The organism is Actinoallomurus sp. NPDC050550 (assembly GCF_040655075.1).
Lineage (GTDB): Bacteria > Actinomycetota > Actinomycetes > Streptosporangiales > Streptosporangiaceae > Actinoallomurus.
The window spans coordinates 138650-161335 of sequence record NZ_JBFAJC010000002.1; the positions used below are offsets into that span (position 1 = coordinate 138650).

Here is a 22686-nt window from a genome sequence, read left to right on the forward strand (position 1 = left end):
GCCGCTGGGGGTATGAGTGAGTTCTGACGGACGCGACGAGGCCGCGGACGCGGTGGCACTGCGTGCACGACTGCGGCACGTCTACTGGATCGGCGGTGGCAGCGGCGCGGGCAAGTCGACGATCGCCCGGCGTATCGCGGCCCGGTACGGCCTGCACGTGTACTCGACCGACGAGGCGATGCCGGGCCACGCCCGCCGCAGCACGCCCGAGGACGCCCCGTACCTGAGCAGGTTCATGACCATGGACATGGACGAGCGCTGGGTGAACCGGTCTCCGGAGATCATGCTCGAGACCTTCCACTGGTTCCGGGGCGAGGGCTTCGGCATGATCGTCGACGACCTGCTGCGCCTGCCGGCGGAGACCGGCATCGTCGCCGAGGGCTTCCGGCTGCTGCCGCACCTCGTCAAGCCGCTGCTCGCCGCGCAGGACCACGCGGTCTGGCTCCTCCCGACCCCCGAGTTCCGCCGGACGGCGTTCGACGGCCGTGGCTGGGAGATCCCCCGCAAGACCAGCGATCCGGAGCGGGCCCGGCGCAACCTGCTCGAGCGCGACCGGATGTTCACCGACCGCCTCTTCGAGGAGACGAAGCGCCTCGAACTGCCCGTCATCGAGGTCGACACCACGATGCCCGAAGACGAGGTGGCCGGCCGAGTGACGCAGGCGTTCGGGCTCTAGACCCGGGATCGGACGCGCCGGCGCATCCGGGTATCGACGTCACTCTCGCCCTTTCCACACGGTGGTGCGACTGACCAGTAGAACCATTCTGGTCAGTTCGTCGGATACCGTGGTGACGACAGGAAGGGAGTCGCCATGAAGGACACAGTCGGGTGGGGCCGTGCGCTGGTGGTCGGGCTCGGGGTCGCGGGCATCGCCACCGCGGTGCGACTACGGCAGGTGGGCTGGGAGCCGGTGCTGGTGGAGCGGGCGGCCGCGCGTCGCTCGAGCGGGTACTTCATCCTGTTGTTCGGCACCGGGGTCGCCTCCGCGCGGCGGCTAGGCGTGCTGGAGGCGATCGGCGACCGCAGCCATCCGCGGCTCGCCGCGTACGAGGTGGACCGGGCCGGGCGCCGCAGGCCCGGGATGAATCCGGCCGATCTGCCCGGCGTGGTCACCAGACCCCGGCAGCTGCTGCGCGGCGACGTGGAACAGGGGCTGTTCTCCGCGCTGCCGGCCGATGTGGAGATCCGCTACTCCACCGTGCCCACCCGCATCACCCAGGACGATTCGGCGGCAGAGGTCACCCTGCACGACACCGCCTCCGGCGCCACCGTCACCGAGCGTTTCGACCTCGTGGTGGGCGCCGACGGGATGCGCTCGACCGTGCGCAAGATGGTCTTCGGCCCCGAGGAGTACCTGCATCCGCTGAATTACATGATCGGCGCCACCGCGCTCGACGCGCCGATCGAGGGCTTCACCCTCCATGAGGGCCTGATCCTGGCCGAGCCGGGACGCTCGGCATGGACCTTCCCCTTCGCCGACCATCCGCCGAGCCTGCTGTTCTCCTACCGCACCGACGACATCGACGCCGAGTTCGCACGTCCGCCGATCGAGTCCATCCGCGCCGCCTTCGGCCCGCAGCGTCCCGGCCCCCTGCTGGAGACCTTGTTCAGACGGTTCGAGCAGGCCCCAGAGCACCTGTTCGACGCCGTACACCAGGTCAAGATGCCGACCTGGCACCGCGGCCGGGTCGTCCTCGTCGGCGACGCCGCCTGGTGCGTGACCCTGTACGCGGGCATGGGAGCCTCCAGCGCCATCGCGGGCGGCGAACTGCTGGGCACCATGCTGCAGCGCCACCCCGACGACCTGCCCGGCGCGCTGCGAGCGTGGGAGGCGAAGATGCGGCCGTTCATCCACACCGAGCAGGACAGTGCCCTGATCATGCGCAGGATCTTCACTCCCCACGACCGCAAGGAACACATCATGCGGACCGTGATGCTGCGCCTCATGAACAGGCCCGTCCTCGGACACGCCATGGGCAAGATAATGAACGGCCCGGACTTCACGAACAAGGAACTCGACGTCGCCGCCGTGTGACCCGTCTCGAGCACGAAGGAAGAGGACAGCCCAGGTGAGCCAGCTGATCGAGCACCACTCGCGCAAAGCCGCTCGCATCCTGGACAGCACGCGCGAGCTGGTGCTCGACCACGGTGTGCGCAAGGTGACCGTCAGCGAGATCGCCCGGGCCGCGGGGGTCGGCAAGGGCACCGTCTACCTGTACTGGCCCGCCAAGGAGGATCTCATCCTCGGGTTGTTCGCCCGCGAAGTGCTGGCCTTCCTGGATGAGATCATCAGCCGTCTCCTCGCCGACCCCTCCGCCGTGCTGCCGCGCCGCCTGGCCCCACTGCTGATCCGCACCGGGTCGAAACTCCCACTGGCCCGCCGCCTGAACGCCGGCGACGCCGACCTGCTGCGGCTGCTCACGCAGCAGGCCGGCGACCGCGACCTGTTCGCCCGCACCAGTCCCAGCGCCCTGTGCGAGGCGGTCATGCCGATCCTTCACCGGCACGGTCTGATCCGCCACGACCGTCCCTTGTCCGGCCAGGCCTACGCCATGCATGCCGTGCTCACCGGGTTCGGCACCGCGATGTCCGACCCGGCCACCGCCGCGTTCGGCGTCGACGACCCTGACGAGGTCCTCGCCGACACCGTGGCCGTGCTGCTCGAGCCGCCCGTCGCCCCCGGCGACCCGGCCATCGCCGCAGCCGCCGAGGAGACCGTCGCCGTCATGCGCCGGACGCGGGAGGCGGTACTGGACCTCATCGAGCGCAGCCAGGTCGACGAATGATGACCTGTCGCAGCTCGGACTGTCCGTCCGCACGCGTGGGGCCGCCTCGTCGCCGCCGTCGCGGTCATCGGCCGCTGAGCCCGACCGCGCACCATGTGACCGCCCGGACGCGTACGCGTCCCGATCAGCGGCGGATGAGGCCGAGGTCGGTGGCGACGGCAACGGCGGAGGTGCGGGATTCGACACCGAGCTTGGCGTAGACATGGGCCAGGTGGGACTTGACGGTGCCCTCGGTGAGGTGGAGCCGTCGACCGATCGCCTGGTTGGACAGGCCGTCCGCGACGAGGGCCAAAACCTCGGTCTCGCGTCGGGTCAGGGCGGTCGCCGGGCTGCGCAGCCGGTTCATGAGCCGGTCGGCGACGGAGGGGGCCAGCGTGGTGCGGCCGGCCGCGGCGGTGCGCACGGCGGCGGCGAGTTCCTCGGGCGGAGCGTCCTTGAGAAGGTAGCCGGTGGCGCCCGCCTCGATGGCGGCCAGAGTGTCGGCGTCGGTGTCGTAGGTCGTGACGATCAGGACACGGGGGGCTCCGGGACGGGCGGTGATGGCGGCAGTCGCCTGCGCGCCGCTCATTCCCCGGCCGAACTGCAGGTCCATTAGGACGACGTCCACATCGCCGTCGGCGGCGCGGGCGACGGCCTCCTCGGCGGTGGCCGCCTCGGCCGCCACGGTGATGCCGGGTTCGGTCTCCAGTACGGCGCGCAGCCCGGCTCGCACCACAGGGTGGTCGTCGGCCAGCAGCAGGCGGATCGTGGCGTCGGTCATAGGCTCGCCTCGGCCTCGGGGGCGTCGGCCCGGGGGAGGGGAAGCCTGGCGGTCAGGACGGTGCCGTGCCCGGGGGCGGACTCGACCGTGAGGGTGCCGTCGAGAGCGCGCACACGGGCACGCATGGCCGCGAGCCCGAAACCGCCGCCCTCCGGATGGGGGACGGGCGGTCGGTCCGGGTCGAAGCCGACGCCGTCGTCGACGACGTCCACGGTGACGTGGTCGCCGACGTAGCCCAGGGTGACCTCGGCGGTGACGGCGTGGGCGTGCTGGACGACGTTGGCCAGGGCGGACTGGGTCACGCGGAGCAGGGCGACCTCGTGCGCGGTCGGCAGGGGCACCGGGTCGTCGGCCAGGTGGAAGCGCGCGGTGAGCGGATTGCGGGTGGAGGTGGTGGCGCACAGCCGCTCCAGCGCGCCGGCCAGCGTGGTGCCCTCCAGCACGGGCGGGGCGAGGGCGGCGACGAAGCGGCGGGCCTCGGCGAGGTTGTCCACTGCGGCCTGACGGGCCTGGCCCACGTAGCGGGCGGCGGTGTCGGGCCGGTCGGGAAGGGCGCGTTCGGTGGCGCGCAGGAGGAGCTGGATGCTGGACAGGCCCTGGGCGAGGGTGTCGTGGATCTCTCGGGCCAGGCGCTCGCGCTCGGCCAGCATCCCGGCGGTGTGCTGGGCGGCGGCCAGATCGGTGCGGGTGGCGGTGAGCTCCTCGATCAGCCTCCGGCGGCGTTCGACCTCCAGGTACAGGGCCTGATACCCCCACACGACCGCGACCGCCACGGCGGCGCCGAGGGCCGGGCCGATCGCGGCGGCCGGTCTGAAGGTGCCCTGGTGGGCGGCGAAGGCCGTGATCGCCGCGAGCGCGGTGGCGATCACCGCGGCAAGGCCGGCACCGCGCGGCAGCAGGTGCAGCTGCAGGAAGTACAGGGGAAAGGCGAGCCAGACCGCGTCGGCGGACAGCGTCAGCAGCACCAGCCATACGAGGCCCACGGCGGCGAGCCACAGCACGGCCGTCCAGCGGGATCGCCTGCCGCGGGGCAGGACCGGCCCGGCCGCGTACACCAGCTCCAGCGCCGCGGCCGTCGCGACGGTGGGCGCGACATGCGGCCCGCCGCCGGCCACGGCCCGGGCGGCGGTGAGGGCGAGCAGGCCGGCGATCAGGAGGTGCAGGCACCAGGTCAGGGCCCGGATGGTGAGGGTCAGGGTGGGCGCGGCGCTGTTCACGGTCTCTCCAGCCTAGAAGCCGAGGCCCAAAGGTGCCTCCATCGAAAGTTAGAACCCGTCCGCCACCCTTCGGCCCTGGAATTCCCGTCCTGGGCCGGATGCCGTGGCCGGGCGGGGCGGCGACGGTGGAGGTGTACCGCTTCCACTCTCGAAAGGGCAGGTCCAAGCCGTGTTCGTGGCCTGGAGAGACCTGAGGTTCGCCAAGGGGCGCTTTGCCCTGATGGGGACCGTCATCGTGCTGATCACCGTGCTGGTCGGGCTGCTGTCCGGGCTGACCGCCGGGCTGGGCCGGCAGAACATCTCCGCGATCAGCGGTCTGCCCGCCGACCGGATCGCCTTCGGCGCGCCCGGCGGCGGACAGGGTCTGTCGTACTCGAACTCCACGGTCACCGAGCGGCAGTGGCGGCAGTGGGCCGAGACACCCGGCGTGACCGGCGCCGAGCCGCTGGGCATCACCGTCACGCGGGCCGTCGCCGGAGGCAGGAGCGTCGGCGTCTCGGTCTTCGGCGTGCGGCCCGGCTCCGCACTCGCGCCGGACGGCGGCCGGATCGGCGAACGCTCGGTGGTGATCTCCACTTCCGCCGCCGACGACCTCGGTGTACGGCCAGGAGGCACCCTCACGCTCGCCGGGCGGACACTGACCGTCGCCGCCGTACGGGGGGACGCGCACTTCAGCCACACCCCGGTCGTCTGGACCAGCCTGGACACCTGGTGGAAGACCGCACCACCCACCCGTTCCACGGACGGACCGACGGCCACCGTCATCGCCCTGAAGACCACCGCGCGCGCCGACGTGAAGGCCACCGACACGGCGGCGGGCACCAGGACGGTGTCCAAGGGCGACTCGCTGACCGCGATCGGCTCCTACACCTCCGAGAACGGCTCCCTGCAGTTGATGCGCGGTTTCCTGTTCGCCATATCCGCGCTCGTCATCGGCGCCTTCTTCACCGTATGGACCATCCAGCGCAGCGCCGACGTCGCGATCCTCAAGGCGTTGGGCGCCTCCACCGCCTACCTCCTGCGCGACGCCCTCGGCCAAGCCGTCGCCGTGCTGACCGGCGGCACCCTCGTCGGTACCGCCATCGCCGTCGCCCTCGGCGCCGTCGTGGCGGGCTCGGCCGTGCCGTTCATCCTCACTCCGGCGACCATCCTTCTCCCCGCGACCGTGATGATCCTCCTCGGTGCGCTCGGGGCCGCCTTGTCCGTCCGCCGCATCACCTCAGTCGACCCGCTGACCGCCCTGGGGAGCGCCCGTTGAGCCTCACACTGACCGACATCACCCTCACCTACCCCGACGGCGACGGTCGCCTGACCGCCCTGGACCACGTCGACCTGGAGGTGCCCAAGGGCGGCCTCACCGCCCTGATCGGCCCCTCCGGCTCCGGCAAGTCCAGCCTGCTGGCCGTCGCCGCGACCCTCATCACCCCCGACGCCGGCACCGTCACTATCGACGGCACCGTCACCACCGGGCTGACCCGCGGCGAACTGACCGCCGTGCGGCGCCACAAGATCGGCATCGTCTTCCAGCAGCCGAACCTGCTCCCCTCGCTCACCGCCGCCGAACAGCTCCAGGTCATGGCCCGGATCGACGGTCGCTCCCCGGCCAGAGCCCGGCTCCGGGCGATGGAACTGCTCGACGCGGTCGGCCTGGCGGACCAGGCCGACCGCCGCCCCCACCGGCTGTCCGGCGGTCAGCGTCAGCGGGTCAACATCGCCCGTGCCCTGATGAACGATCCCACCGTCCTCCTGGTCGACGAACCCACCAGCGCCCTCGACCATGAACGCGGCGCCGCGATCATCGATCTGATCACCCGTCTCACCCGCCAACGGGCCACCGCGACCGTCCTGGTCACCCACGACCGTGCCCACCTCGCCGTCGCCGACCGGGTCGCCGAAGTCCACGACGGACGCCTCCGGATCCCGGCGGCCCGCTGAGGCCCGATCCGGGCGATCCAGCCACGGCGAGCGGGCCGCACGGCTCGGCCGAAAGGTCCGTGGACCGGTCGACGCTCACGTCGCTTCGGCGCTGAGGGTCTGGGCGACGGATCTGCGGGCCGCGAGGCGGGCGGGTACGGCGGTGAGCGCCGCTGTCGCCGGTAGGGCGGCGAGTGCGGCGGTGAGCAGCAGCCACGTGGGGGGCCAGGCCACGTTTCCGTTACTGAAGGGCAGGCACAGGATGATGCCGATGGGGATGCCGACGAGGGCGCCGGGCAGCGTCGGAAGCAGTTGCGCGGTGGACAGCCCGGCGGTGATCTGTCCGGGGGTGGCCCCGAGGGTGCGTGCGATGGCCATGGTGGGGCGGGCTTCTTGCGCCGTGGTCCAGGTGATGGTGATGGTGTTGATGACGGCGAGGATGATCAGTGCGGCGGTGACGGCCAGCATCATGTGCCGGCCTTGGTCGGCCTTCAGATTGGCCAGGCTGGAAGAGCCGTCGACGCCGTAGCCCCTGGCGGGCTGGGCGTATTGGACCAGCAGGGCGGTGATCACGGTCAGCGTGGCCGTCATGTTGCACGCGTGCAGGAACGCGCGGCCGGGTCGGCGGGCGATCAGGCGTAGCCCGAGCAGGAGCGGGGTCGGCAGCAGCGCGGAGATTCTGGTCAGCCGGGCTCGGTGCTGGGGTTGGTGGGCGGTGTCGGCCAGCGCGGCGACGGTTTCGGTCCGCAGGGCCCGGATGGTCGGGCCGAGGGTGGTGAGGGCCGCCACGGCCAGGGCGATGACGGTCGTGACGGCGATGGTGGTGCCGGTCGGTCCGGTGGCGGCGGTGATCAGGCTGCCGGTGGGGTTGATGATGGCGGGCTCGGCCAGCCGAGCGACCGTCAGCCCCAGAGCGTCGGCGATCAGCGCCAGGGTCAGGTATTCGGCGAGCAGGACACCGGCGATGAGGCCGGGTGTGGCACCGACGGCCTTGAGCAGTCCCACCCGGCGGGTCTGCCTGGCGGCACGTCCGGCGGCCAGCGTGGCCACGCCGGCGATGGCCAGGAAGCAGAGCAGCCAACTGCCGATGACCAGGATCGGCTGGCTGTCCTTGAGCATGACGGAGTCCTGGTCGGCCATCAACTGCCAGGTGAAGAAGTTCACCGGTAGTTCGGAGCCGCGGTGGGAATCTATGAACGCCCGGGTCGCGGTGGGGTCGCGCAACTTCAGGTCCAGGGCGGAGGTCGCCGAAAGACGCGCGGAAACCAGCGCTCGGGTGTCCTGTTTGCTCAGCCAGGCCAGACCGCTGTTGTCGGTCTCCCCGCCGTCCGCGCCGGTCAGCTGCGCCCACGGGTAGACGGGGTGGGCCGCGGTCACGGCGGTCCCGGCGATCGGCAGTGAGCGGCCGGCGACGGTGACGTGGTCGCCGACGTGGACGCCCAGAGCGTTGGCGAAGCCGCGTTCGACCACGACGCCTCCGGGGCGTACCCAGCTGCCCGAGGTCACCACCGGGCGGTTGACCGAGCCCGGTGTGGCATCGGCGTCTTCCATCACCACGTTCGCCGTGGTGCCGCGCGCCGTGAGTTTCGCATAGAACTGGCGGTACGGTCCGTTGTGGGCGACGACCCCGGGCGCGTGCTCCAACGACGCCAGGGCCGAGATCGCAGTCCGGTCGGTGCCAGGGGAAACGGCAACCAGGTCCGGCCCGGCCGTGGCTGCACGGGTCTGTCGGTAAAGCGCGCCGGTCGCCCCGTGCAGGGACAGTCCCAGGCCCATGGCGGCGGTGGCGGCGGTTATCGAGACAAGGAGCATCGCGGCCTGGCCGGGATGCCGGCGCACGTCGGCCAGGACGAGGCGGAAGATGAGCAGGATGCGGCCCACGGCCTTCAGCCCTCCAGTCCGAACAGGCCGTCGAGCCGCCTGGCATTGCCTGCCGGCCAGGTGTCGTCGACCAACACCCCGTCGCGCATCGAGACCAGCCGGTCCGCGGTGGCCGCGACTCGCTCGTCATGCGTGACGACCACAAGGGTCTGCCCTGCGGCACGCAGGTCCGCGAAGAGCCGCAGCACATCGAGCGTCGCCGCGGTGTCCAGGTTCCCGGTCGGCTCGTCGGCCAACAGGACCGCCGGCTCGTTGGCCATGGCGCGGGCGATGGCCACCCGCTGACGCTGTCCTCCCGACAGCTGCCAGGGCAGATGCCGGGCGCGGTCGGCGAGCCCGAACCGCTCCAGCAGAAAGGCCGCGCGGCGCCTGGCCGCGCGCGCCGAGCGCCCGGCCAACAGCACGGGCAGCTCTACGTTCTCCGCCGCCGACAGTTCCTCCACCAGATGGAAGGCCTGGAAGACGAACCCCACCGCCCGCCGCCGCAGCCGGGCCAAGCCCCGCTCGTTCACGGTGTCGATGCGCCGGCCGGCCAGCCACACCTGTCCATCGGTGGGCCGCTCGAGGCCTCCCAGCAGGTGCAGCAGTGTGGACTTCCCACAGCCGCTGGGCCCCATTACCGCCAGCATCTGTCCCGCCCGTACGTCCAGGTCGACTCCATCGACCGCGCGAACCAGATTCTGCCCCTGGCCATGCTCCTTGAACAGGCCGCGGACCTGCACCACACCGCCCAACTCGTTCATGCGTCTTGCACGCCTCCCTAACGGCTAGCCAATAGATAGCGGTTAGCCAGTGTGGGCGTCAAACGGAGTCCGAGGACCAACGGTTTCTCGACAATCGACAACAGAGAGTGGTCATGTGAGTACGCTAAGGAGCGCTCCACTGTTACCGGGCGAATAGGGCGCTCACCATTTCGTACGAAGGGACGCGGGCCGATGAGCGGAAATCGGATGACGGCGCGGGTGTTCGTCGCCAAGGAGCTTCGCCGCGCTCGCGAGGCGAAAGGGCTGACGCGGGCGGCCGTGGCGAAATCCCTCTACGTCTCCGACTCCCTGGTCGCCTCGTGGGAGACCAGCCGGATCCTGCCGCGGCCGGAGCACCTCGAACGCCTCCTGCCGATCCTGGGCCTGGGCGACATCCTCGTCCGCGTCATCGACGAACTCGTCGCCGGGGAGGTCCCGCCCGAGTGGCTGGACAAGTGGCTCGCGGTCGAACGCCGGGCCACCTCGCTTCTGTCGTTCGAGTCGACCGTGGTGCCGGGCCTGCTACAGAACGAGGACTACGCACGCGCCGTATTGCGGGCAGGCCCGTACGACATCGCCGACCTGGACGACATGGTGGCCGCGCGGTTGAGTCGCCAGAAGATCCTCACCCGGGAGGAATCCCCGCCCGTCCTCGTCGCCGTCATCGCCGAGAGCGTGCTCGGCCAGAACGTCGGCGGAGCCAAGGTCATGGCCGACCAACTCGTCCACCTGGCGGCCATGGGCGAGCGGGAGAACGTGATCGTGCAGGTCGTGCCAGCGAGCGCCGAGGCGTGTGCCGGCTTCCTCGGACCTTTCGTCATCGCGACACTCGACGGCGCCACAGAGCTGGCATACGTTGACAGTCAGCTCAGCGGAGAGGTGATCGAGCGCCCGCATGATGTCGCGGCGCTGCGACGTATGTTCGAAGTGTTCCGGGCGGACGCCCTCCCCAGGCGGCAGTCGATCGAGCTCATCCGGAGGAAGCTGGAGCAATGGACGACCTGACGTGGCGGAAAGCCTCCCGCAGCGGCTCGAACGGCGGCAACTGCGTGGAGCTGGCGGTGACCTGGCGGAAGGCCACGCGTAGCACGGCCAACGGCGGTGACTGTGTCGAGGTGGCCGTCGTCGAGCGGGCCGGCCAGGAGACGTACGGCCGCCGCTGACGGCCTGGCTCCCGGACTGGTTGTTTCACTCACCTGCACCCCCGCCGGCCGACAGGGCCGGGCGGGGGTGTCTGCTTTGCGGGACGGACCGGTGATTCAGACCTGAGCCGGGGACACGTCGATCAGCGGGAGCCCCGTCACGCGGGCTCGCTCCTCGGCGACGATCTCGGCGCGTCGGTGTGCGCCCAGCTTGGTGTTCTGGATCTTGTCGTGCAGTTTGACGATCGCGTCGAGCAGCATCTCCGGGCGCGGCGGGCAGCCGGGCAGGTAGATGTCGACGGGCACGATGTGGTCGACGCCCTGGACGACGGCGTAGTTGTTGAACATCCCGCCGGATGAGGCGCAGACGCCCATCGCGATGACCCACTTCGGCGCGGCCATCTGGTCGTAGAGCTGCCGCAGCACCGGTGCCATCTTCTGGCTGACGCGTCCGGCGACGACCATGAGGTCCGCCTGGCGCGGCGAGCCGGATGGGCGCTCCATTCCGAACCGCGAGAAGTCGTGGCGCGGATCGCCGACGGCCATCAGTTCCATCCCGCAGCACGCGAGGCCGAACGTCATCGGCCACATCGACGACTTGCGCGCCAGGCCGGCAACCGCCTCGACCGTCGTGAGCAGGAATCCCCCGGGAAGTTGCTCTTCGAGTCCCATAGTCCTTCCAGGCTCGTCGCCCCGAGACCGCTGATCAACGACGGATCGCGTCACGATCGTTAAGCAGGGCGACACAATGGGCGTATGGAGATCCGGGAGATCGAGGCATTCCTGGCGGTGGCCCGCGAGCTGCACTTCGGGCAGGCAGCGGCCCATCTGGGCATCTCCACTCCTCGTGTCAGCCAGGCGGTGCGCGCGCTCGAACGCCGGGTCGGCGCTCCGCTGTTCGAGCGGACGAGCAGGCGGGTCCGCCTGACGCCGCTGGGCGAACGGCTCGAGGAGGAGCTGCGGCCCGCGTACGACCGGATGGAGCGGGCGTTGTCCGACGCCCAGCGGAGCGTACGGCCCGGCGTGCTGCGCGTCGGCGTCGCGACGAGCCTGCCCGAAGGTGTGGCCGACCGGCCGATCAGGGCCTTCGAGCGCGCCCACCCCCAGTGCGCCGTGGTGCGGTCCGCGCACCCCAACACCGACCCGTCCCGCTGGGGCGACGAGTGGCCGGTGGACGTCTTCATCGGCTGGCTGCCCGCCGACCTCTCGATGGTCCGGGACCTGGGCGTACGCGTCGGACCCACGTTGCTGCGGGACGAGCGTGCGGTACTGGTGGCGACCGGGCATCCGCTGGCCCGGCGCGCCGTCGTCGACGTCGAGGAACTGGCCGACCATGACCTGCTCTACCCGAGCGGCATGCCGGAGCGGCTCGCCGACCTCTGGATTCCTCGTACCACTCCGAGCGGCGTGCCGCTCCGCCGCGTCGCCCGTTACGCCTCCGCGTCCCTCGAAGAGGCGATCATCCTGGCGGCCGAGGGAGACTCGGTCCACCTGACGATCGCCTCGCTGCACCCGGACAACCCCCACGTCGTCAGCGTGCCGGTGTCCGGCCTACCGCCGATGATCTGCGCGCCCGCGTGGCTCGCCGGCGCGCAGAACCCGATGATCCGCGAGTTCGCCCGGGTGGCCGGTATGAGCGGAGCCCGATCGAGGTGACCGCCTCTGCCGGCGGGTCGTTACGATGATCATCGTGGAGCATCGATACCTGGGGCACAGTGGCCTGAAGGTCAGCGAGATCATCTTCGGGAACTGGCTGACGCTGGACGGCCAGATCGCGGAGGACACGCAGGCGGCATGCATTCGGGCGGCCCTGGACGCCGGCATCATGACGTTCGACACGGCCGACATCTACTCCCAGGGGCGCGCCGAGGAGGTGCTCGGTCGCGCGCTGGCCGGGGTCCGCCGCGAGTCCCTCGTGATCGCGACGAAGGTGTGCCTGCCGACCGGTCCGGGCCCGAACGACCGGGGACTCTCACGCAAGCACGTCATGGAGAGCTGCCACGCCTCGCTGCGGCGGCTCGGCACCGACTACGTCGATCTCTACCAGGCGCACCGCTTCGACGAGGACACTCCGCTTGAGGAGACCATCCGGGCGTTCGCCGACCTGGTGCGGCAGGGGAAGGTGCTCCACGTCGGGGTGTCGGAGTGGACGGCCGCCCAGATCGAGAAGGGGCAGGAACTGGCCCGTCCGCTGGGGGTGCCGCTGGTGTCCAACCAGCCGCAGTACTCCATGCTGTGGCGGGTCATCGAGCCGGAGGTCGTGCCCGCGTGTGAGCGTCTCGGCCTGAGCCAGATCGTGTTCTCCCCGGTCGCCCAGGGCGTTCTCGCCGGCAAGTACCTGCCCGGCCGGGAGGTCCCCGCGGGGTCGCGGGCCGATGACGCTCGGGGTTCGCGCTTCGTCGGCCGCTACATGTCCGACACGGTGCTCGAACGGGTCCAGCGGCTGCGACCGATCGCCGAGGAGGCCGGGCTCACGATGGCCCAGCTCGCCGTGGCGTGGGTCCTGCAGAACCCGAACGTCGCAGCGGCGATCATCGGTGCCTCGAGGCCGGAGCAGGTCGCCGAGAACGCCGCCGTCAGCGGGCGGCGTCTCGACGACTCGATCATGAAGCGGATCGACGGGGTGCTCGACGAACTCGTCGACCGCGATCCCGCCAAGACGGCGGCGATGTTCGAGGTCATGCCGTCCTGGCGGCGCTGACCTTCCACGCGAGCCGTGCGACGTGCCCGCACGCCGGCGCGGATCGTGTGGCCGCCGGCCTGCGGAACCCGGTGATCCAGGATTCGCCGCCGAGACGGCATGACGCGAGCCGACCACCCGCTGAGGGGCGGCCGGCCCTCATAGCCGTCATGCATCACACGGGCCTTGCGCCCGTCATCTGCAAGCGATGGTTCAGTGCTTGGCGGCGGCCGTGACCGGCGCCTCCCAAGTGGCCTTCCAGGTGATGGGCCCGACGATGCCATCCACCTTCAGGCCCTTCTCCTTCTGGAACGCCTTGCAGATCCTTTCGCTGTCGTCGCCGTAGTCACTGTCGACCGCGATGCTCCAGCCGCGGTCCTTCATCTGCTGCTGCCACTGACGCACCCGAGGATCGTTGAACGTAGGGTTCGTCAACGGAGGCGGTTTGTAAGGTGGCGGTGTCGGCATGGTTGGACTCTCCCGTTTCCGTATTGGACTGGACCGCCGGTCTGGTCAGTGGACGACTGACGCTATCCGTGCAGTCCCTCACAATCGCGGCCCTACCCGTCGCAACTAGCCCCGATGCTGGTGATCTACTTAAAAACCGAACTCTGACTTACGATTGATCGTATTTGACGAAATTGGTTCGAACAAAGGGACCCGGCTACGCGAGGGGAGGCAGGGCGGAGCGCGGGTCGACGCCGGAGATGTGCAGGCCGATCACGAACGCCGCCGTGGCCTCCAGCACGCCCGCCCGGTCGAGGCCGCCGGCGTCGGCCGGCGCGCAGCCGAGGTCGGTGATCAGGGTCCGTACCGTCGCCAGGGCATCCGGGTCGTCGCCGCAGATCGGCACGGCCAGCGGGCGGCCGTCGAAGTGCGGCGGCGTCATCCGCCACACGGCGTCGGGGCACATGTTGAACGCCTTGACCACGTGGGCGCCGGTCGCGTCGGCGACCTGCCGGGCGACGGACGGGCCGTTCCCGGTGGCGAGCGTGACGCCCGGATGCACGATGCCGTTGACGCAGTCGATCACCGTTCGCCCGCGCAGGGCATCCCCGACCTGCGCGAGGACGTCCTTGACGCCCCCGTACGCCACGGCGAGCAGCACGGCGTCACCGAAGCCCGCCGCGTCGCCGAGTCCGCCCGAGCGCACATCCGGCCCGATCCGTGCCGCGAGCCGCGCGGCCTTCTCGCCGTCGCGCGCGCCGATGAGCACCTCGTGCCCCGCACGCGCCCACTGGGTGCCGAGCGCGTCGGCCATGTTCCCCGATCCGAGAATCCCGATTCGCATGGACGCGACACTAGGGATTCCGATGGGCACCATTCGGTGCCCGGCCGATGCGATAGGACGTAGGGATGACCGAGGAGCTCCTCGCCGACTGCCAGACCCGGCTGGCGCTCGACCTGCTGACGAACACCTGGAACGCCGTCGTGGTCCACGCGCTGCGCGACGGGCCGATGCGGCCGGTCGAGCTCCGCAAGGTGATCGGCGGGATCAGCGGCAAGATGCTGACCGAGACGCTGCGCCGGCTGGAGCGCGACGGTCTGGTGACCCGCAGGACGTACGCCGAGGCACCGCCGCGCGTCGAGTACGCGCTCACCGAGGCCGGCCGTGGCCTGCTCGAGCCGATCGACGCGCTCGCCCGCTGGACCGAGCGCTACGCCGACGTCGTCGTAGCGGCGCAGGAGCGTGCTGCGGTGGCCCAGGCCTATTGGCGCATAGCCCGGTGATCACACTTCGGGGGAACCCCGCTCTTGTTGCCCCTCAAACAGAGGTTCGATTTCCCGGTGTGGTGACGTAAAGCGATGGTAACGTCTCGGTCTGTGAAGGTCGTGGTGCAGGTCAAGCTGATGCCGACGCCCATGCAGGCGGCGGCGCTGAAACACACCCTGCGCACGGTCAACGAAGCCGCATGCTGGGTCTCCGGCGTGGCCTTCGAGCGCGGGGTGCCCCGTGAATACGAGCTGCGCAGGCACACCTACGCCGAGCTCAGGAAACGTGGTCTGGGCGCGCAGGTAGCGCAGCATGTGATCAAGAAGGTCCGGGACGCCTACACCAGCCTGCACGCCAACCTGCGGGCAGGGAACCTCGGTAAGAAGGGTTCCCGGCGGCGGGTCAAGGCCGAGTCCAAGCCGATCACCTTCCGGCCCCAGGCGGCCCAGCCGTACGACGATCGCTGTCTCAGCTGGCAGTACGACGCCCAGACCGTTTCGATCTGGACCACCGCAGGCCGATTGAAGGGCGTGCGGTTCGCCTGTTCACCGAACGCGCTCAAGCAGCTGATCACCCACCGCAAGGGCGAGAGTGACCTGGTCGAACGCGACGGGGTGTTCTACCTGATCGCCACCTGTGAAATGCCCGAGCCCGAGACCGGTGAGCCGGACACCTTTATCGGGGTGGATCTGGGCATCGTCAACATCGCCACCACCTCCACCGGTTACCGGGCCGCCGGACGCAAACTGAACCGCTACCGAAAGCGGCAGCTCGCGTTGCGGGCGAAGCTGCAGAAGAAGGGCACCAGGTCCGCCAAACGGCTGTTGAGGAAACAGCGCCGGAAGGAATCGCGGCGGGCCAAGGACGTCAATCATTGTGTTTCCAAGACGATCGTGACCGAGGCTGAACGCACCGGACGCGGGATCTCCCTGGAAGAACTGACGGGGATCCGTGACCGGGTACGGCTCCGCAAGCCCCAACGGGTCGCACTGCACTCCTGGGCCTTCGCCCAACTCGCAGACTTCATCGTCTACAAAGCCCACCGCGCCGGTGTGCCTGTCGTGTTCGTCGACCCCGCCTACTCCTCCAAGGAATGCGCCGAGTGCGGGCATGTTGACCGGCTCAACCGGATCTCTCAAGCCTTGTTCACCTGCCGGGGCTGCGGCGTCGTTGCGCACGCAGACCGGAACGCTTCCCGCGTCCTGGCCCGAAGGGGCCAGGACGCGTGGGATGCGGGGCGGACGTCACACGTCCCGACCACCAGCCCACCAAGCTGACGGCCAAGACGCGGCAGACCACCTCACCGCCAGTGAGGCTCTAGCTGCAAGCTCGGTCCTCAGGACCGAGAAGTTGACCGGGAACGTCTGGCCGCGTCGGCGGTCGTCTGCGTCGGAGAGCACGCGCCCCCCGCGATCCCCACGGCCACGATCGCCGCCGCTGCGGTCGGCAACGGAGATCTCAAACGCATCGAACGACTCCTCGGTCGGGGTGCTCGCTTCATGATCATCGGAGCGTAGTGGGCGCCATGCGGCGATTCCGGGAGTTACGGCAAGAAGGGTGCTTTGCGCGCTGTGCGTGACGAACCTGGATGGTTCATCCCGAGAAGTAGCCTTGAGGCGTGCCGCAGACCACCGCAATCCCGGCATCTGACTTCGCTTCACCGACGGCGTTGAGCGAGGCGCTGGACCGGCATGCGTACCTCGCCGACGAGGGGCTCGCCACCGCCTGCTTCCTCGGCCTGCGCATGAGGCGCCCCCTCTTCCTCGAAGGCGAGGCCGGGGTCGGCAAGACCGAACTCGCCAAGACGCTCGCGACCGTCCTCGGCGTCCCCCTCATCCGCCTGCAGTGCTACGAGGGCCTCGACGCCGCGCAGGCGCTCTACGACTGGGACTTCCCGCGCCAGCTCCTGCACCTGCGGGCGGCGGAGGCTGCGGGCGTGACCGACGTCCAGCGCCTGGAATCGGAGCTGTACGACCGGCGCTTCCTCGTCGCCCGGCCGCTGCTGCGGGCACTGGAGACCTCCTCGGCGGACCGCCCGAGCGTGCTGCTGGTCGACGAGATCGACCGCGCCGACGACGAGTTCGAGGCGTTCCTGCTGGAGGTGCTGAGCGACTTCACGATCTCGATCCCGGAGCTCGGCACCGTACGGGCCGAGCACCCGCCCGTCGTGATCGTCACCTCGAACCGCACCCGCGAGGTCCACGACGCGCTGAAACGCCGCTGCCTCTACCACTGGCTCGAGCACCCGGCGTTCGACCGCGAGGTCGCGATCATCCGGCGGAGGCTCCCGGAGGCGTCCGAACGGCTCGTCCGCCAGGTGGCCGGCGCCACCGCCCGGCTGCGCGGCCTGGACTTGCTCAAGACCCCGGGCGTCGCCGAGAGCCTCGACTGGACCGAGGCCCTCGTCGCGCTCGGAGCACGGGACCTCGATCCCGACACCGCCGCCGTCACGCTCGGCGCGGTGCTGAAGTACCGCGAGGACACCGAACGGGTCGTCAAGGGCCTCGACGTCCTGCTCAACGGGTCCTGACCATGGCCGGGCCGGAGCCCCCGCGTGACGTGGTCGGGACGTTGACCGGCTTCGCCCGTACGCTGCGCGCGGCCGGGGTGAACGCCGATCCCGAACGGCTCCAGGCGATGATCGGCGCGCTCGACCGCCTGGACGTGACGGACGCGCGCGACGTGTACTGGGCGGGCCGTCTCACCCTGTGCGCCGACCCCGCCGACCTGCCGCGCTACGACCGGTGCTTCGCCGCGTACTTCTCCGGGGAGTCCGCCTCGGTCCGCCGGACGGCCCGGCCCCCGGTGGTCGCCGCACGGCCGGTCGCGACGGCCGACACCGCCGGGCAGGAGGCGCGCGGCGACCCGAGCGTCGCTGCGGCCAGCACGGCCGAGGTCCTGCGTCGGCGCGACGTCGCCCGGCTCAGCGCCGAAGAACGCGACGAGGTGCATCGGCTGATCGCGCTCCTCGACGACGTCTCGGCGCGCCGCCGCTCCCGGCGGTTCACCCAGGCCCATCGGGGCCGCCTCGACCCCGGCCGGACGGTCCGCTCGATCCTGCGGCGGGGCGGCGAGATCTCTCGGCTCCATCACCGTGCGCACCGGACCCGCCCGCGCCGGGTCGTGCTGCTCGTCGACGTCAGCGGTTCCATGAGCCCGTACGCCGACGTCCTCCTGCGCTTCGCGCACGCCGCCGTACGCTGCGCGCCGCGCAGCACCGAGGTGTTCACCGTCGGCACGAGGCTGACCCGGGTCACCCGTGAACTGCGGCAGCGCGAACCCGACGCGGCGATGGGGGCGGTGTCGTCCGCGATCCCCGACTGGAGCGGCGGCACCCGGCTCGGCGAGGAGCTGAAGGAGTTCCTCGACCGGTTCGGCCAGCGCGGCATGGCACGGGGCGCGGTCGTCGTCCTCGCCTCCGACGGCTGGGAACGCGGGGACGCCACGCTGCTGGCCGCGCAGATGGCGCGGCTGCGCCGGCTCGCCCACCGGGTGGTGTGGGCGAACCCGCACAAGGGCCGACCCGGGTACGAACCCCTCACGGCGGGGATGGCGGCGGCACTACCGTACGTCGACGACTTCGTGGCCGGGCACAGCCTGGCCGCGCTCGAGGAACTGGCAGGAGTGATCGGCGATGCGTGACGTGCTCGACGAGATCCGTACCTGGTACGCCGAGGGGGAGACGTTCGGCCTGGCCACCGTCGTCGACACGTTCCGCAGCGCACCCCGCCCGCCGGGCGCCGCGATGGCCGTCTCCGCCGGGGGAGAGGCGGTGGGCAGCGTCTCGGGCGGCTGCGTCGAGGGCGCGGTGTACGAACTGGCGCAGGAGGTTCTGGAGACGGGGCGGCCGGTCGTCCAGCGCTACGGCGTCAGCGACGACGACGCCTTCGCCGTCGGCCTGACCTGCGGCGGACAGCTCGACGTGCTGGTCGAGCCGGTCGGCCCGGCGACGTTCCCGGAGTTCGCGGACGTGACGGCCTCGATCGACCGGCACGAGCCGGTCGCGGTCGCCACCGTCGTCGCCGGGCCACGGGAGCTCGGCGCCCGGCGCGTCATCTGGTCCGACCGCGTGGCGGGCTCCCTGGGGCTCGACCGCCTGGACGCCGCCGTCGACGACGACGCCCGCGGGATGCTGGCCCAGGGGATCACCGGCATCCGCCGCTACGGACCGGACGGCGAACGCCGCCGCGACGAGCTGTCCGTCTTCGTGCACTCCTTCGCGCCGCCGCCCCGCATGCTGGTCTTCGGCGCGATCGACTTCGCAGCGGCGGTCGTCCGGATGGGCCGGTTCCTCGGCTACCACGTGACCGTGTGCGACGCCCGTCCGATCTTCGCCACCGCCAAGCGCTTCCCCGAGGCGGACGAGGTGGTGGTGAAGTGGCCGCACCGCTTCCTGGCCGACACGGAGGTGGACGAGCGCACGGTGATCTGCGTGCTCACCCACGACCCGAAGTTCGACGTGCCGCTGCTGGAGGTGGCGCTGCGCACCCCGGCGGCCTACGTGGGGGCGATGGGCTCCCGGCGCACCCACGACGACCGGGTCAAACGGCTCCTCGACGCGGGCGTGACCGAGGACGAGATCGCGCGGCTGCGCTCGCCCATCGGCCTCGACATCGGCGCCCGTACCCCGGAGGAGACCGCCGTGTCGGTCGCGGCCGAGCTGATCCGGCTCCGCTGGGGCGGCAGCGGACTCCCCCTCAGCGAGACCGACGGACGGATCCACGGGGGCTAGTGTCACCTGACCCCGTGGCACTGGTGGGGCTGGCCCCACCGTCCAAGAGTCGATCTGGCCCTACTGCGCGGGCGTGGATCATGGCCGAGACTCGGAAGAGTCCAGACGAACGGGGAAGAAGGCCGTTGATCATGTCGCAGAACACCCGGAAGACCGTGGCGCACCGGCTCGTCGTCACGGCGCTGATCGGGGCCGCCATGGCCGCTGGAGCGGTGGCCGCTCCCGATCGTGCCACCCACGGTGTCCTCCCGCCCGTGGCCGGCCACCGCTGATCGATCTCCCGGCGTGCCGTGCCGTCTCTCCGCGTGCCGATGAGGCGTGACCGGGGCCACGCGGATGGATACGCTCCCGAGATGGGGATCAGGCACGCTGGCGCACCGGCGGGGCTGTTGCTCGCCGCGGGAGAGGGGCGCCGGCTCGGCATACCGAAGGCACTGGTCGAGATCGACGGCGTGCGGCTCGTCGACCGCGGGGCGCGCATGCTCCATGAGGCGGGCTGTACCCCGATCGTGGTGGTCACCGGCGCGGCCGCGGTCGACGTGGCCGGCGCGGTCGTCATCCACAACCCGGACTGGCGGACCGGCATGGCGTCATCGCTGCGCGCCGGGCTGTCCGCGCTGGCACCGGACTGCCCGGCCGTCGTCATCGCACTCGTCGACCAGCCACGGGTGACGGCGGCGGCCGTGCGCCGGCTGCGCGCGGCGCATGAGTCCGGAGCGCGGGTCGCGGTCGCCACGTACGGCGGCCGGCCGCGCAACCCGGTCCTCATCGCCCACGAGCACTTCGCGGAGGCGGCGGCCGGTGCCTCGGGAGACGTCGGCGCCCGGGGCTTCCTACGCGCCCACCCAGAGCTCGTCGTCGCCGTCCCCTGCGACGACGTCGCAGCCGCGGACGACATCGACACCCCCGAAGACCTCCAACGCCTCAGCTGAGACGGAGGTCGGATCGAGACGTGCGCGACGTCAACCGTCGGCGGGACTCACGCGTCCTACCGAGGCACGGGGGGCCGTGTACGGTTCGGACAAAATCGCCGGGCGCTGGCTTTGCGCTCCGGCTGGGAAGGTAAGCAGCCCGCTATGACGTCTGCCTGGCCGGAGGAACCCGGCTACCACTGGGTGACACACAACGACACCGCCGCCTCCCACCTGCTGAAGGCCGAGAACGCCCTCAACCAGATGCCTCCCGACCCGGCACTGGCACAGGTCCACGCCACCCTCGCCCAGGCGGAGGCCACCCTCGTCGTGGTGCACACGCTCCGCGACATCATGGCCAAGATCCGCGAGCAGACCATGGCGATCGACGACCTGCGGCAGTTCATGGGCGTGGACGACCTCGGCGAGGACCGGCGCGTCGACGAGCCTGCAGCGCTGCACCCGGGCGCGGTGGCGGACCGGTAGGCCGCCGGCCGATCAGATCCGGTCCGGGATCGCAGTCGGCGCACGGGTGGGCCCGCTGATCCGTTCGGGCAGGGAGCCGCGCCTGAGGGCCGGTGGGCCCGCCGATCGGTCCGTGCGCGAAGTCGTGCCTGAGGGGCCGGTGCGCCTGCCGATCAGCCGGCGCCGGGCCCTGCGGACGACGGGCCGGTGGGCTCTTCAGTCAGTCGATCAGCTCGCGTACGGTGTCGCGGTCGACGGCGCCGCAGTCGACCGCGGACCGCAGCCGGGCGGTCAGCGCCGCGACGGTCGCCGGGTCGTCGAGGACGTCGCCGTCGCCCTGCCCGGAACGGTGGGCGCGGAGCCGTTCGACGGTGTCGTCCAGGCCGTTCAGCAGGTAGGCGTACACCGCGGCGTACCGGCTCGGCAACTGCGCGGCGTGCTCGTCCCAGCCCTGGTAGAAGCCGTGCAGCAGGGAGTAGCGAACCAGGCCCGCGTGCAGCCGCCAGGCCTTGTGCACGTCCTTGGTCTCCTCGCCGGCCGGGACGACGTTCGCCGATCCGTCCGACAGCCGTACGCCGGTGCCGGCGAGGGCGACCTGCATGACGTGCCGGGCGTGGTCGCAGGCCGGATGGTCGAGCCGCTGCTCCGACGGGGGCAGCCCGAGAGCGGCCGTGTAGCCGTGCACGCCGAAGTGGGCGGCGCTCAACCGCTTCCCGGCCTCGTCGAGGATTTCCGGGAGAGAGGCGACCGACTGCGGGGTCTCGATCTGAATCTCGAAGCGCAGCAGGCCCTCTGGCAGGCCGATCTCCTCCTCGAACCGGCCGAGGAAGTCGCCGAAGATCCGCACATGCTCAGGTGTCACGATCTTGGGGAACGTCATCACGAAGCCGCCCGGCAGCCGGCCGAGACGCTCGGCCAGGCCGGTGAGAAAGCCGTCGAGGGTGCGCATGGTCCGCTCGTGCCCGCCGTCCGCGAACGACTTCACCCGCAGCCCCCAGTAGTACGGCAGGGACCGCGTCTCGTACGCCTGGGCGACCGCCTCGACGGCGGCGGCGACGTGCCCGTCCTCCTCGGCGTCGTCGCGGACGCCGTACCCGTCGGCGAAGTCGATGCGCAGGTCCTCCACGGGGTCGCGGGCGAGCTTGGCGGCGACCCGCTCGCGTACGGTGTCGCCGAGCGCCGCGTCGATGCCGAACGCGGTGGCCGCCGCCGCGCCGTCGGGCGCGTGCGCGTCGAGCAGCCGCAGCGCCTCCTTGCCGAGGTCCGCGGCGGTCGCGGCGGTGAAGCGGTCCGCCGGGACGCACACGGTGTGCACCGGCCGGCGCTGCTCCGGCTCGCCGGGGTACTGGCGTTCGTACTCGGCGCGCGCCTCTTCGACACGGGCGCTCAGGTCGTCGACAGAGGACAGGGTCAGCTTCACGGAGTTCCTTCCCAAAGACACCGCGTCACACGTTACCGATCCGGGCCCGCCCGGCGGCCTTCGATCGCCGGCCGAGCGGACCCGGTCCGGCCGCACGTCTCGGAAGTCTGATCGCTGCCCGCGCCCACCGGTTCCCTCGAACGCGCGGAACCGTCTCGCCCGCGTTCGACATCGCCGATGGGGCGGACCCGGAGCCGGTCGCGCCCGCGTCGACGCCGCCGATGGGTCCGACCCGGTTTCCCCCGCGAACGCGCGGAGCTGGTCTCGCCCGCGTCGACACCACCGACGGGCCTGAGCCGATTCCCCGCGAGCGGAACCGGC

The 22686-nt window shown here is 71.1% G+C and carries 25 protein-coding genes; 17 read left to right on the forward strand and 8 right to left on the reverse strand.

From position 1 onward, the window contains the following. Nucleotides 1–16 precede the first annotated feature (16 nt). The 3 genes from AB0I04_RS02955 (at nucleotide 17) to AB0I04_RS02965 (ending at nucleotide 2786) form a co-directional block, all read left to right on the forward strand. Entirely contained in the window at nucleotides 17–676 is a 660-nt protein-coding gene (locus AB0I04_RS02955; protein WP_360877974.1) for a hypothetical protein, read from the forward strand. Nucleotides 677–811: 135 nt separating this feature from the next. After that, on the forward strand, nucleotides 812–2035 hold the full coding sequence (locus tag AB0I04_RS02960) for an FAD-dependent monooxygenase (protein WP_360877977.1): 1224 nt from the start codon (nucleotides 812–814) through the stop codon (nucleotides 2033–2035). Nucleotides 2036–2069: 34 nt separating this feature from the next. Beyond that, nucleotides 2070–2786 carry a helix-turn-helix domain-containing protein gene (locus tag AB0I04_RS02965; protein ID WP_360877980.1) on the forward strand — a complete coding sequence of 239 codons (717 nt, stop codon included), beginning with the start codon at nucleotides 2070–2072 and terminating at the stop codon, nucleotides 2784–2786. Between the two features lie 124 nt (nucleotides 2787–2910). On the opposite strand, the gene AB0I04_RS02970 is transcribed toward AB0I04_RS02965, so the two are convergent. Together AB0I04_RS02970 and AB0I04_RS02975 are read right to left on the reverse strand one after the other, a co-directional pair. Beyond that, on the reverse strand, nucleotides 2911–3546 hold the full coding sequence (locus tag AB0I04_RS02970; protein WP_360877982.1) for a response regulator transcription factor: 636 nt from the start codon (nucleotides 3544–3546) through the stop codon (nucleotides 2911–2913). Further along, nucleotides 3543–4763, reverse strand: coding sequence for a sensor histidine kinase (locus AB0I04_RS02975; RefSeq protein WP_360877985.1), 1221 nt, complete (start codon nucleotides 4761–4763; stop codon nucleotides 3543–3545). Before AB0I04_RS02975 ends, AB0I04_RS02970 begins: the two co-directional genes overlap by 4 nt. A gap of 169 nt (nucleotides 4764–4932) precedes the next feature. Here AB0I04_RS02975 and AB0I04_RS02980 point away from each other — a divergent pair, with 169 nt between their 5' ends. Together AB0I04_RS02980 and AB0I04_RS02985 are read left to right on the forward strand one after the other, a co-directional pair. After that, nucleotides 4933–6021 (forward strand): FtsX-like permease family protein, encoded by a 1089-nt coding sequence (locus AB0I04_RS02980; RefSeq protein WP_360877988.1) that lies wholly within the window; start codon nucleotides 4933–4935, stop codon nucleotides 6019–6021. After that, nucleotides 6018–6698, forward strand: a complete 681-nt coding sequence (locus AB0I04_RS02985; protein WP_360877991.1) for an ABC transporter ATP-binding protein — start codon at nucleotides 6018–6020, stop codon at nucleotides 6696–6698. The genes AB0I04_RS02980 and AB0I04_RS02985 overlap by 4 nt, the downstream gene beginning before the upstream one ends. A 75-nt stretch (nucleotides 6699–6773) precedes the next feature. On the opposite strand, the gene AB0I04_RS02990 is transcribed toward AB0I04_RS02985, so the two are convergent. Together AB0I04_RS02990 and AB0I04_RS02995 are read right to left on the reverse strand one after the other, a co-directional pair. Beyond that, nucleotides 6774–8558, reverse strand: coding sequence for an FtsX-like permease family protein (locus tag AB0I04_RS02990; protein ID WP_360877994.1), 1785 nt, complete (start codon nucleotides 8556–8558; stop codon nucleotides 6774–6776). Nucleotides 8559–8563: 5 nt separating this feature from the next. Next, the gene (locus AB0I04_RS02995) at nucleotides 8564–9301 is read right to left on the reverse strand and encodes an ABC transporter ATP-binding protein (RefSeq protein ID WP_360877997.1); all 738 of its coding nucleotides are present in this window, start codon (nucleotides 9299–9301) and stop codon (nucleotides 8564–8566) included. 192 nt (nucleotides 9302–9493) lie between these two features. Here AB0I04_RS02995 and AB0I04_RS03000 point away from each other — a divergent pair, with 192 nt between their 5' ends. Together AB0I04_RS03000 and AB0I04_RS03005 are read left to right on the forward strand one after the other, a co-directional pair. Next, a complete protein-coding gene (locus AB0I04_RS03000; protein ID WP_360878000.1) occupies nucleotides 9494–10306 on the forward strand; it encodes a helix-turn-helix transcriptional regulator in 813 nt (270 codons plus the stop codon). Then, nucleotides 10294–10464, forward strand: coding sequence for a DUF397 domain-containing protein (locus AB0I04_RS03005; RefSeq protein ID WP_360878003.1), 171 nt, complete (start codon nucleotides 10294–10296; stop codon nucleotides 10462–10464). Before AB0I04_RS03000 ends, AB0I04_RS03005 begins: the two co-directional genes overlap by 13 nt. A gap of 96 nt (nucleotides 10465–10560) precedes the next feature. Here AB0I04_RS03005 and AB0I04_RS03010 read toward each other — a convergent pair whose 3' ends face one another. After that, nucleotides 10561–11115, reverse strand: coding sequence for an NADH-quinone oxidoreductase subunit B family protein (locus AB0I04_RS03010; RefSeq protein WP_360878006.1), 555 nt, complete (start codon nucleotides 11113–11115; stop codon nucleotides 10561–10563). Nucleotides 11116–11199: 84 nt separating this feature from the next. On the opposite strand from AB0I04_RS03010, the gene AB0I04_RS03015 reads away from it, so the two are divergent. Both AB0I04_RS03015 and AB0I04_RS03020 read left to right on the forward strand, forming a co-directional pair. Continuing rightward, nucleotides 11200–12099, forward strand: a complete 900-nt coding sequence (locus tag AB0I04_RS03015; RefSeq protein ID WP_360878009.1) for a LysR family transcriptional regulator — start codon at nucleotides 11200–11202, stop codon at nucleotides 12097–12099. 34 nt (nucleotides 12100–12133) lie between these two features. Further along, on the forward strand, nucleotides 12134–13144 hold the full coding sequence (locus AB0I04_RS03020) for an aldo/keto reductase family protein (RefSeq protein ID WP_360878012.1): 1011 nt from the start codon (nucleotides 12134–12136) through the stop codon (nucleotides 13142–13144). A 192-nt stretch (nucleotides 13145–13336) separates the two neighbouring features. Here AB0I04_RS03020 and AB0I04_RS03025 read toward each other — a convergent pair whose 3' ends face one another. Both AB0I04_RS03025 and AB0I04_RS03030 read right to left on the reverse strand, forming a co-directional pair. Then, a complete protein-coding gene (locus tag AB0I04_RS03025) occupies nucleotides 13337–13528 on the reverse strand; it encodes a peptidoglycan-binding domain-containing protein (RefSeq protein ID WP_360878015.1) in 192 nt (63 codons plus the stop codon). A 259-nt stretch (nucleotides 13529–13787) separates the two neighbouring features. Then, on the reverse strand, nucleotides 13788–14414 hold the full coding sequence (locus tag AB0I04_RS03030; protein ID WP_360878017.1) for an NAD(P)-binding domain-containing protein: 627 nt from the start codon (nucleotides 14412–14414) through the stop codon (nucleotides 13788–13790). A gap of 65 nt (nucleotides 14415–14479) precedes the next feature. On the opposite strand from AB0I04_RS03030, the gene AB0I04_RS03035 reads away from it, so the two are divergent. The 8 genes from AB0I04_RS03035 to AB0I04_RS03070 all read left to right on the forward strand — a co-directional run bounded on the left by AB0I04_RS03035 (nucleotide 14480) and on the right by AB0I04_RS03070 (nucleotide 20966). Continuing rightward, nucleotides 14480–14854 carry a helix-turn-helix domain-containing protein gene (locus tag AB0I04_RS03035; RefSeq protein ID WP_360878020.1) on the forward strand — a complete coding sequence of 125 codons (375 nt, stop codon included), beginning with the start codon at nucleotides 14480–14482 and terminating at the stop codon, nucleotides 14852–14854. 75 nt (nucleotides 14855–14929) lie between these two features. Next, nucleotides 14930–16114 carry a transposase gene (locus AB0I04_RS03040; protein ID WP_360878023.1) on the forward strand — a complete coding sequence of 395 codons (1185 nt, stop codon included), beginning with the start codon at nucleotides 14930–14932 and terminating at the stop codon, nucleotides 16112–16114. 341 nt (nucleotides 16115–16455) lie between these two features. Further along, complete coding sequence (locus AB0I04_RS03045; protein WP_360878026.1) at nucleotides 16456–17367, forward strand: MoxR family ATPase; 912 nt, start codon at nucleotides 16456–16458, stop codon at nucleotides 17365–17367. A gap of 2 nt (nucleotides 17368–17369) precedes the next feature. Further along, nucleotides 17370–18479 carry a VWA domain-containing protein gene (locus AB0I04_RS03050; protein WP_360878029.1) on the forward strand — a complete coding sequence of 370 codons (1110 nt, stop codon included), beginning with the start codon at nucleotides 17370–17372 and terminating at the stop codon, nucleotides 18477–18479. Continuing rightward, a complete protein-coding gene (locus AB0I04_RS03055; RefSeq protein WP_360878032.1) occupies nucleotides 18472–19569 on the forward strand; it encodes an XdhC family protein in 1098 nt (365 codons plus the stop codon). Before AB0I04_RS03050 ends, AB0I04_RS03055 begins: the two co-directional genes overlap by 8 nt. A gap of 131 nt (nucleotides 19570–19700) precedes the next feature. Beyond that, nucleotides 19701–19841: a hypothetical protein gene (locus AB0I04_RS03060; RefSeq protein WP_360878034.1), complete on the forward strand. Its 141-nt coding sequence runs from the start codon at nucleotides 19701–19703 to the stop codon at nucleotides 19839–19841. Nucleotides 19842–19922: 81 nt separating this feature from the next. Then, nucleotides 19923–20501: a nucleotidyltransferase family protein gene (locus AB0I04_RS03065; protein ID WP_360878037.1), complete on the forward strand. Its 579-nt coding sequence runs from the start codon at nucleotides 19923–19925 to the stop codon at nucleotides 20499–20501. Between the two features lie 144 nt (nucleotides 20502–20645). Continuing rightward, the gene (locus tag AB0I04_RS03070) at nucleotides 20646–20966 is read left to right on the forward strand and encodes a hypothetical protein (RefSeq protein ID WP_360878040.1); all 321 of its coding nucleotides are present in this window, start codon (nucleotides 20646–20648) and stop codon (nucleotides 20964–20966) included. A 199-nt stretch (nucleotides 20967–21165) separates the two neighbouring features. Here AB0I04_RS03070 and AB0I04_RS03075 read toward each other — a convergent pair whose 3' ends face one another. Next, on the reverse strand, nucleotides 21166–22365 hold the full coding sequence (locus tag AB0I04_RS03075) for an aldolase (RefSeq protein WP_360878043.1): 1200 nt from the start codon (nucleotides 22363–22365) through the stop codon (nucleotides 21166–21168). Between the last annotated feature and the right edge of the window lie 321 nt (nucleotides 22366–22686).

Coding starts and splice junctions, on each gene's coding strand:
- AB0I04_RS03030 (WP_360878017.1), bottom strand. CDS start 14,414: ATGCGAATCGGGATTCTCGGATCGGGGAACATGGCCGACGCGCTCGGC.
- AB0I04_RS03065 (WP_360878037.1), top strand. CDS start 19,923: ATGGGGATCAGGCACGCTGGCGCACCGGCGGGGCTGTTGCTCGCCGCG.
- AB0I04_RS03060 (WP_360878034.1), top strand. CDS start 19,701: ATGTCGCAGAACACCCGGAAGACCGTGGCGCACCGGCTCGTCGTCACG.
- AB0I04_RS03010 (WP_360878006.1), bottom strand. CDS start 11,115: ATGGGACTCGAAGAGCAACTTCCCGGGGGATTCCTGCTCACGACGGTC.
- AB0I04_RS03055 (WP_360878032.1), top strand. CDS start 18,472: ATGCGTGACGTGCTCGACGAGATCCGTACCTGGTACGCCGAGGGGGAG.
- AB0I04_RS03005 (WP_360878003.1), top strand. CDS start 10,294: ATGGACGACCTGACGTGGCGGAAAGCCTCCCGCAGCGGCTCGAACGGC.
- AB0I04_RS03015 (WP_360878009.1), top strand. CDS start 11,200: ATGGAGATCCGGGAGATCGAGGCATTCCTGGCGGTGGCCCGCGAGCTG.
- AB0I04_RS03070 (WP_360878040.1), top strand. CDS start 20,646: ATGACGTCTGCCTGGCCGGAGGAACCCGGCTACCACTGGGTGACACAC.
- AB0I04_RS03040 (WP_360878023.1), top strand. CDS start 14,930: ATGGTAACGTCTCGGTCTGTGAAGGTCGTGGTGCAGGTCAAGCTGATG.
- AB0I04_RS02995 (WP_360877997.1), bottom strand. CDS start 9,301: ATGAACGAGTTGGGCGGTGTGGTGCAGGTCCGCGGCCTGTTCAAGGAG.
- AB0I04_RS02960 (WP_360877977.1), top strand. CDS start 812: ATGAAGGACACAGTCGGGTGGGGCCGTGCGCTGGTGGTCGGGCTCGGG.
- AB0I04_RS03035 (WP_360878020.1), top strand. CDS start 14,480: ATGACCGAGGAGCTCCTCGCCGACTGCCAGACCCGGCTGGCGCTCGAC.
- AB0I04_RS03000 (WP_360878000.1), top strand. CDS start 9,494: ATGAGCGGAAATCGGATGACGGCGCGGGTGTTCGTCGCCAAGGAGCTT.
- AB0I04_RS02970 (WP_360877982.1), bottom strand. CDS start 3,546: ATGACCGACGCCACGATCCGCCTGCTGCTGGCCGACGACCACCCTGTG.
- AB0I04_RS03050 (WP_360878029.1), top strand. CDS start 17,370: ATGGCCGGGCCGGAGCCCCCGCGTGACGTGGTCGGGACGTTGACCGGC.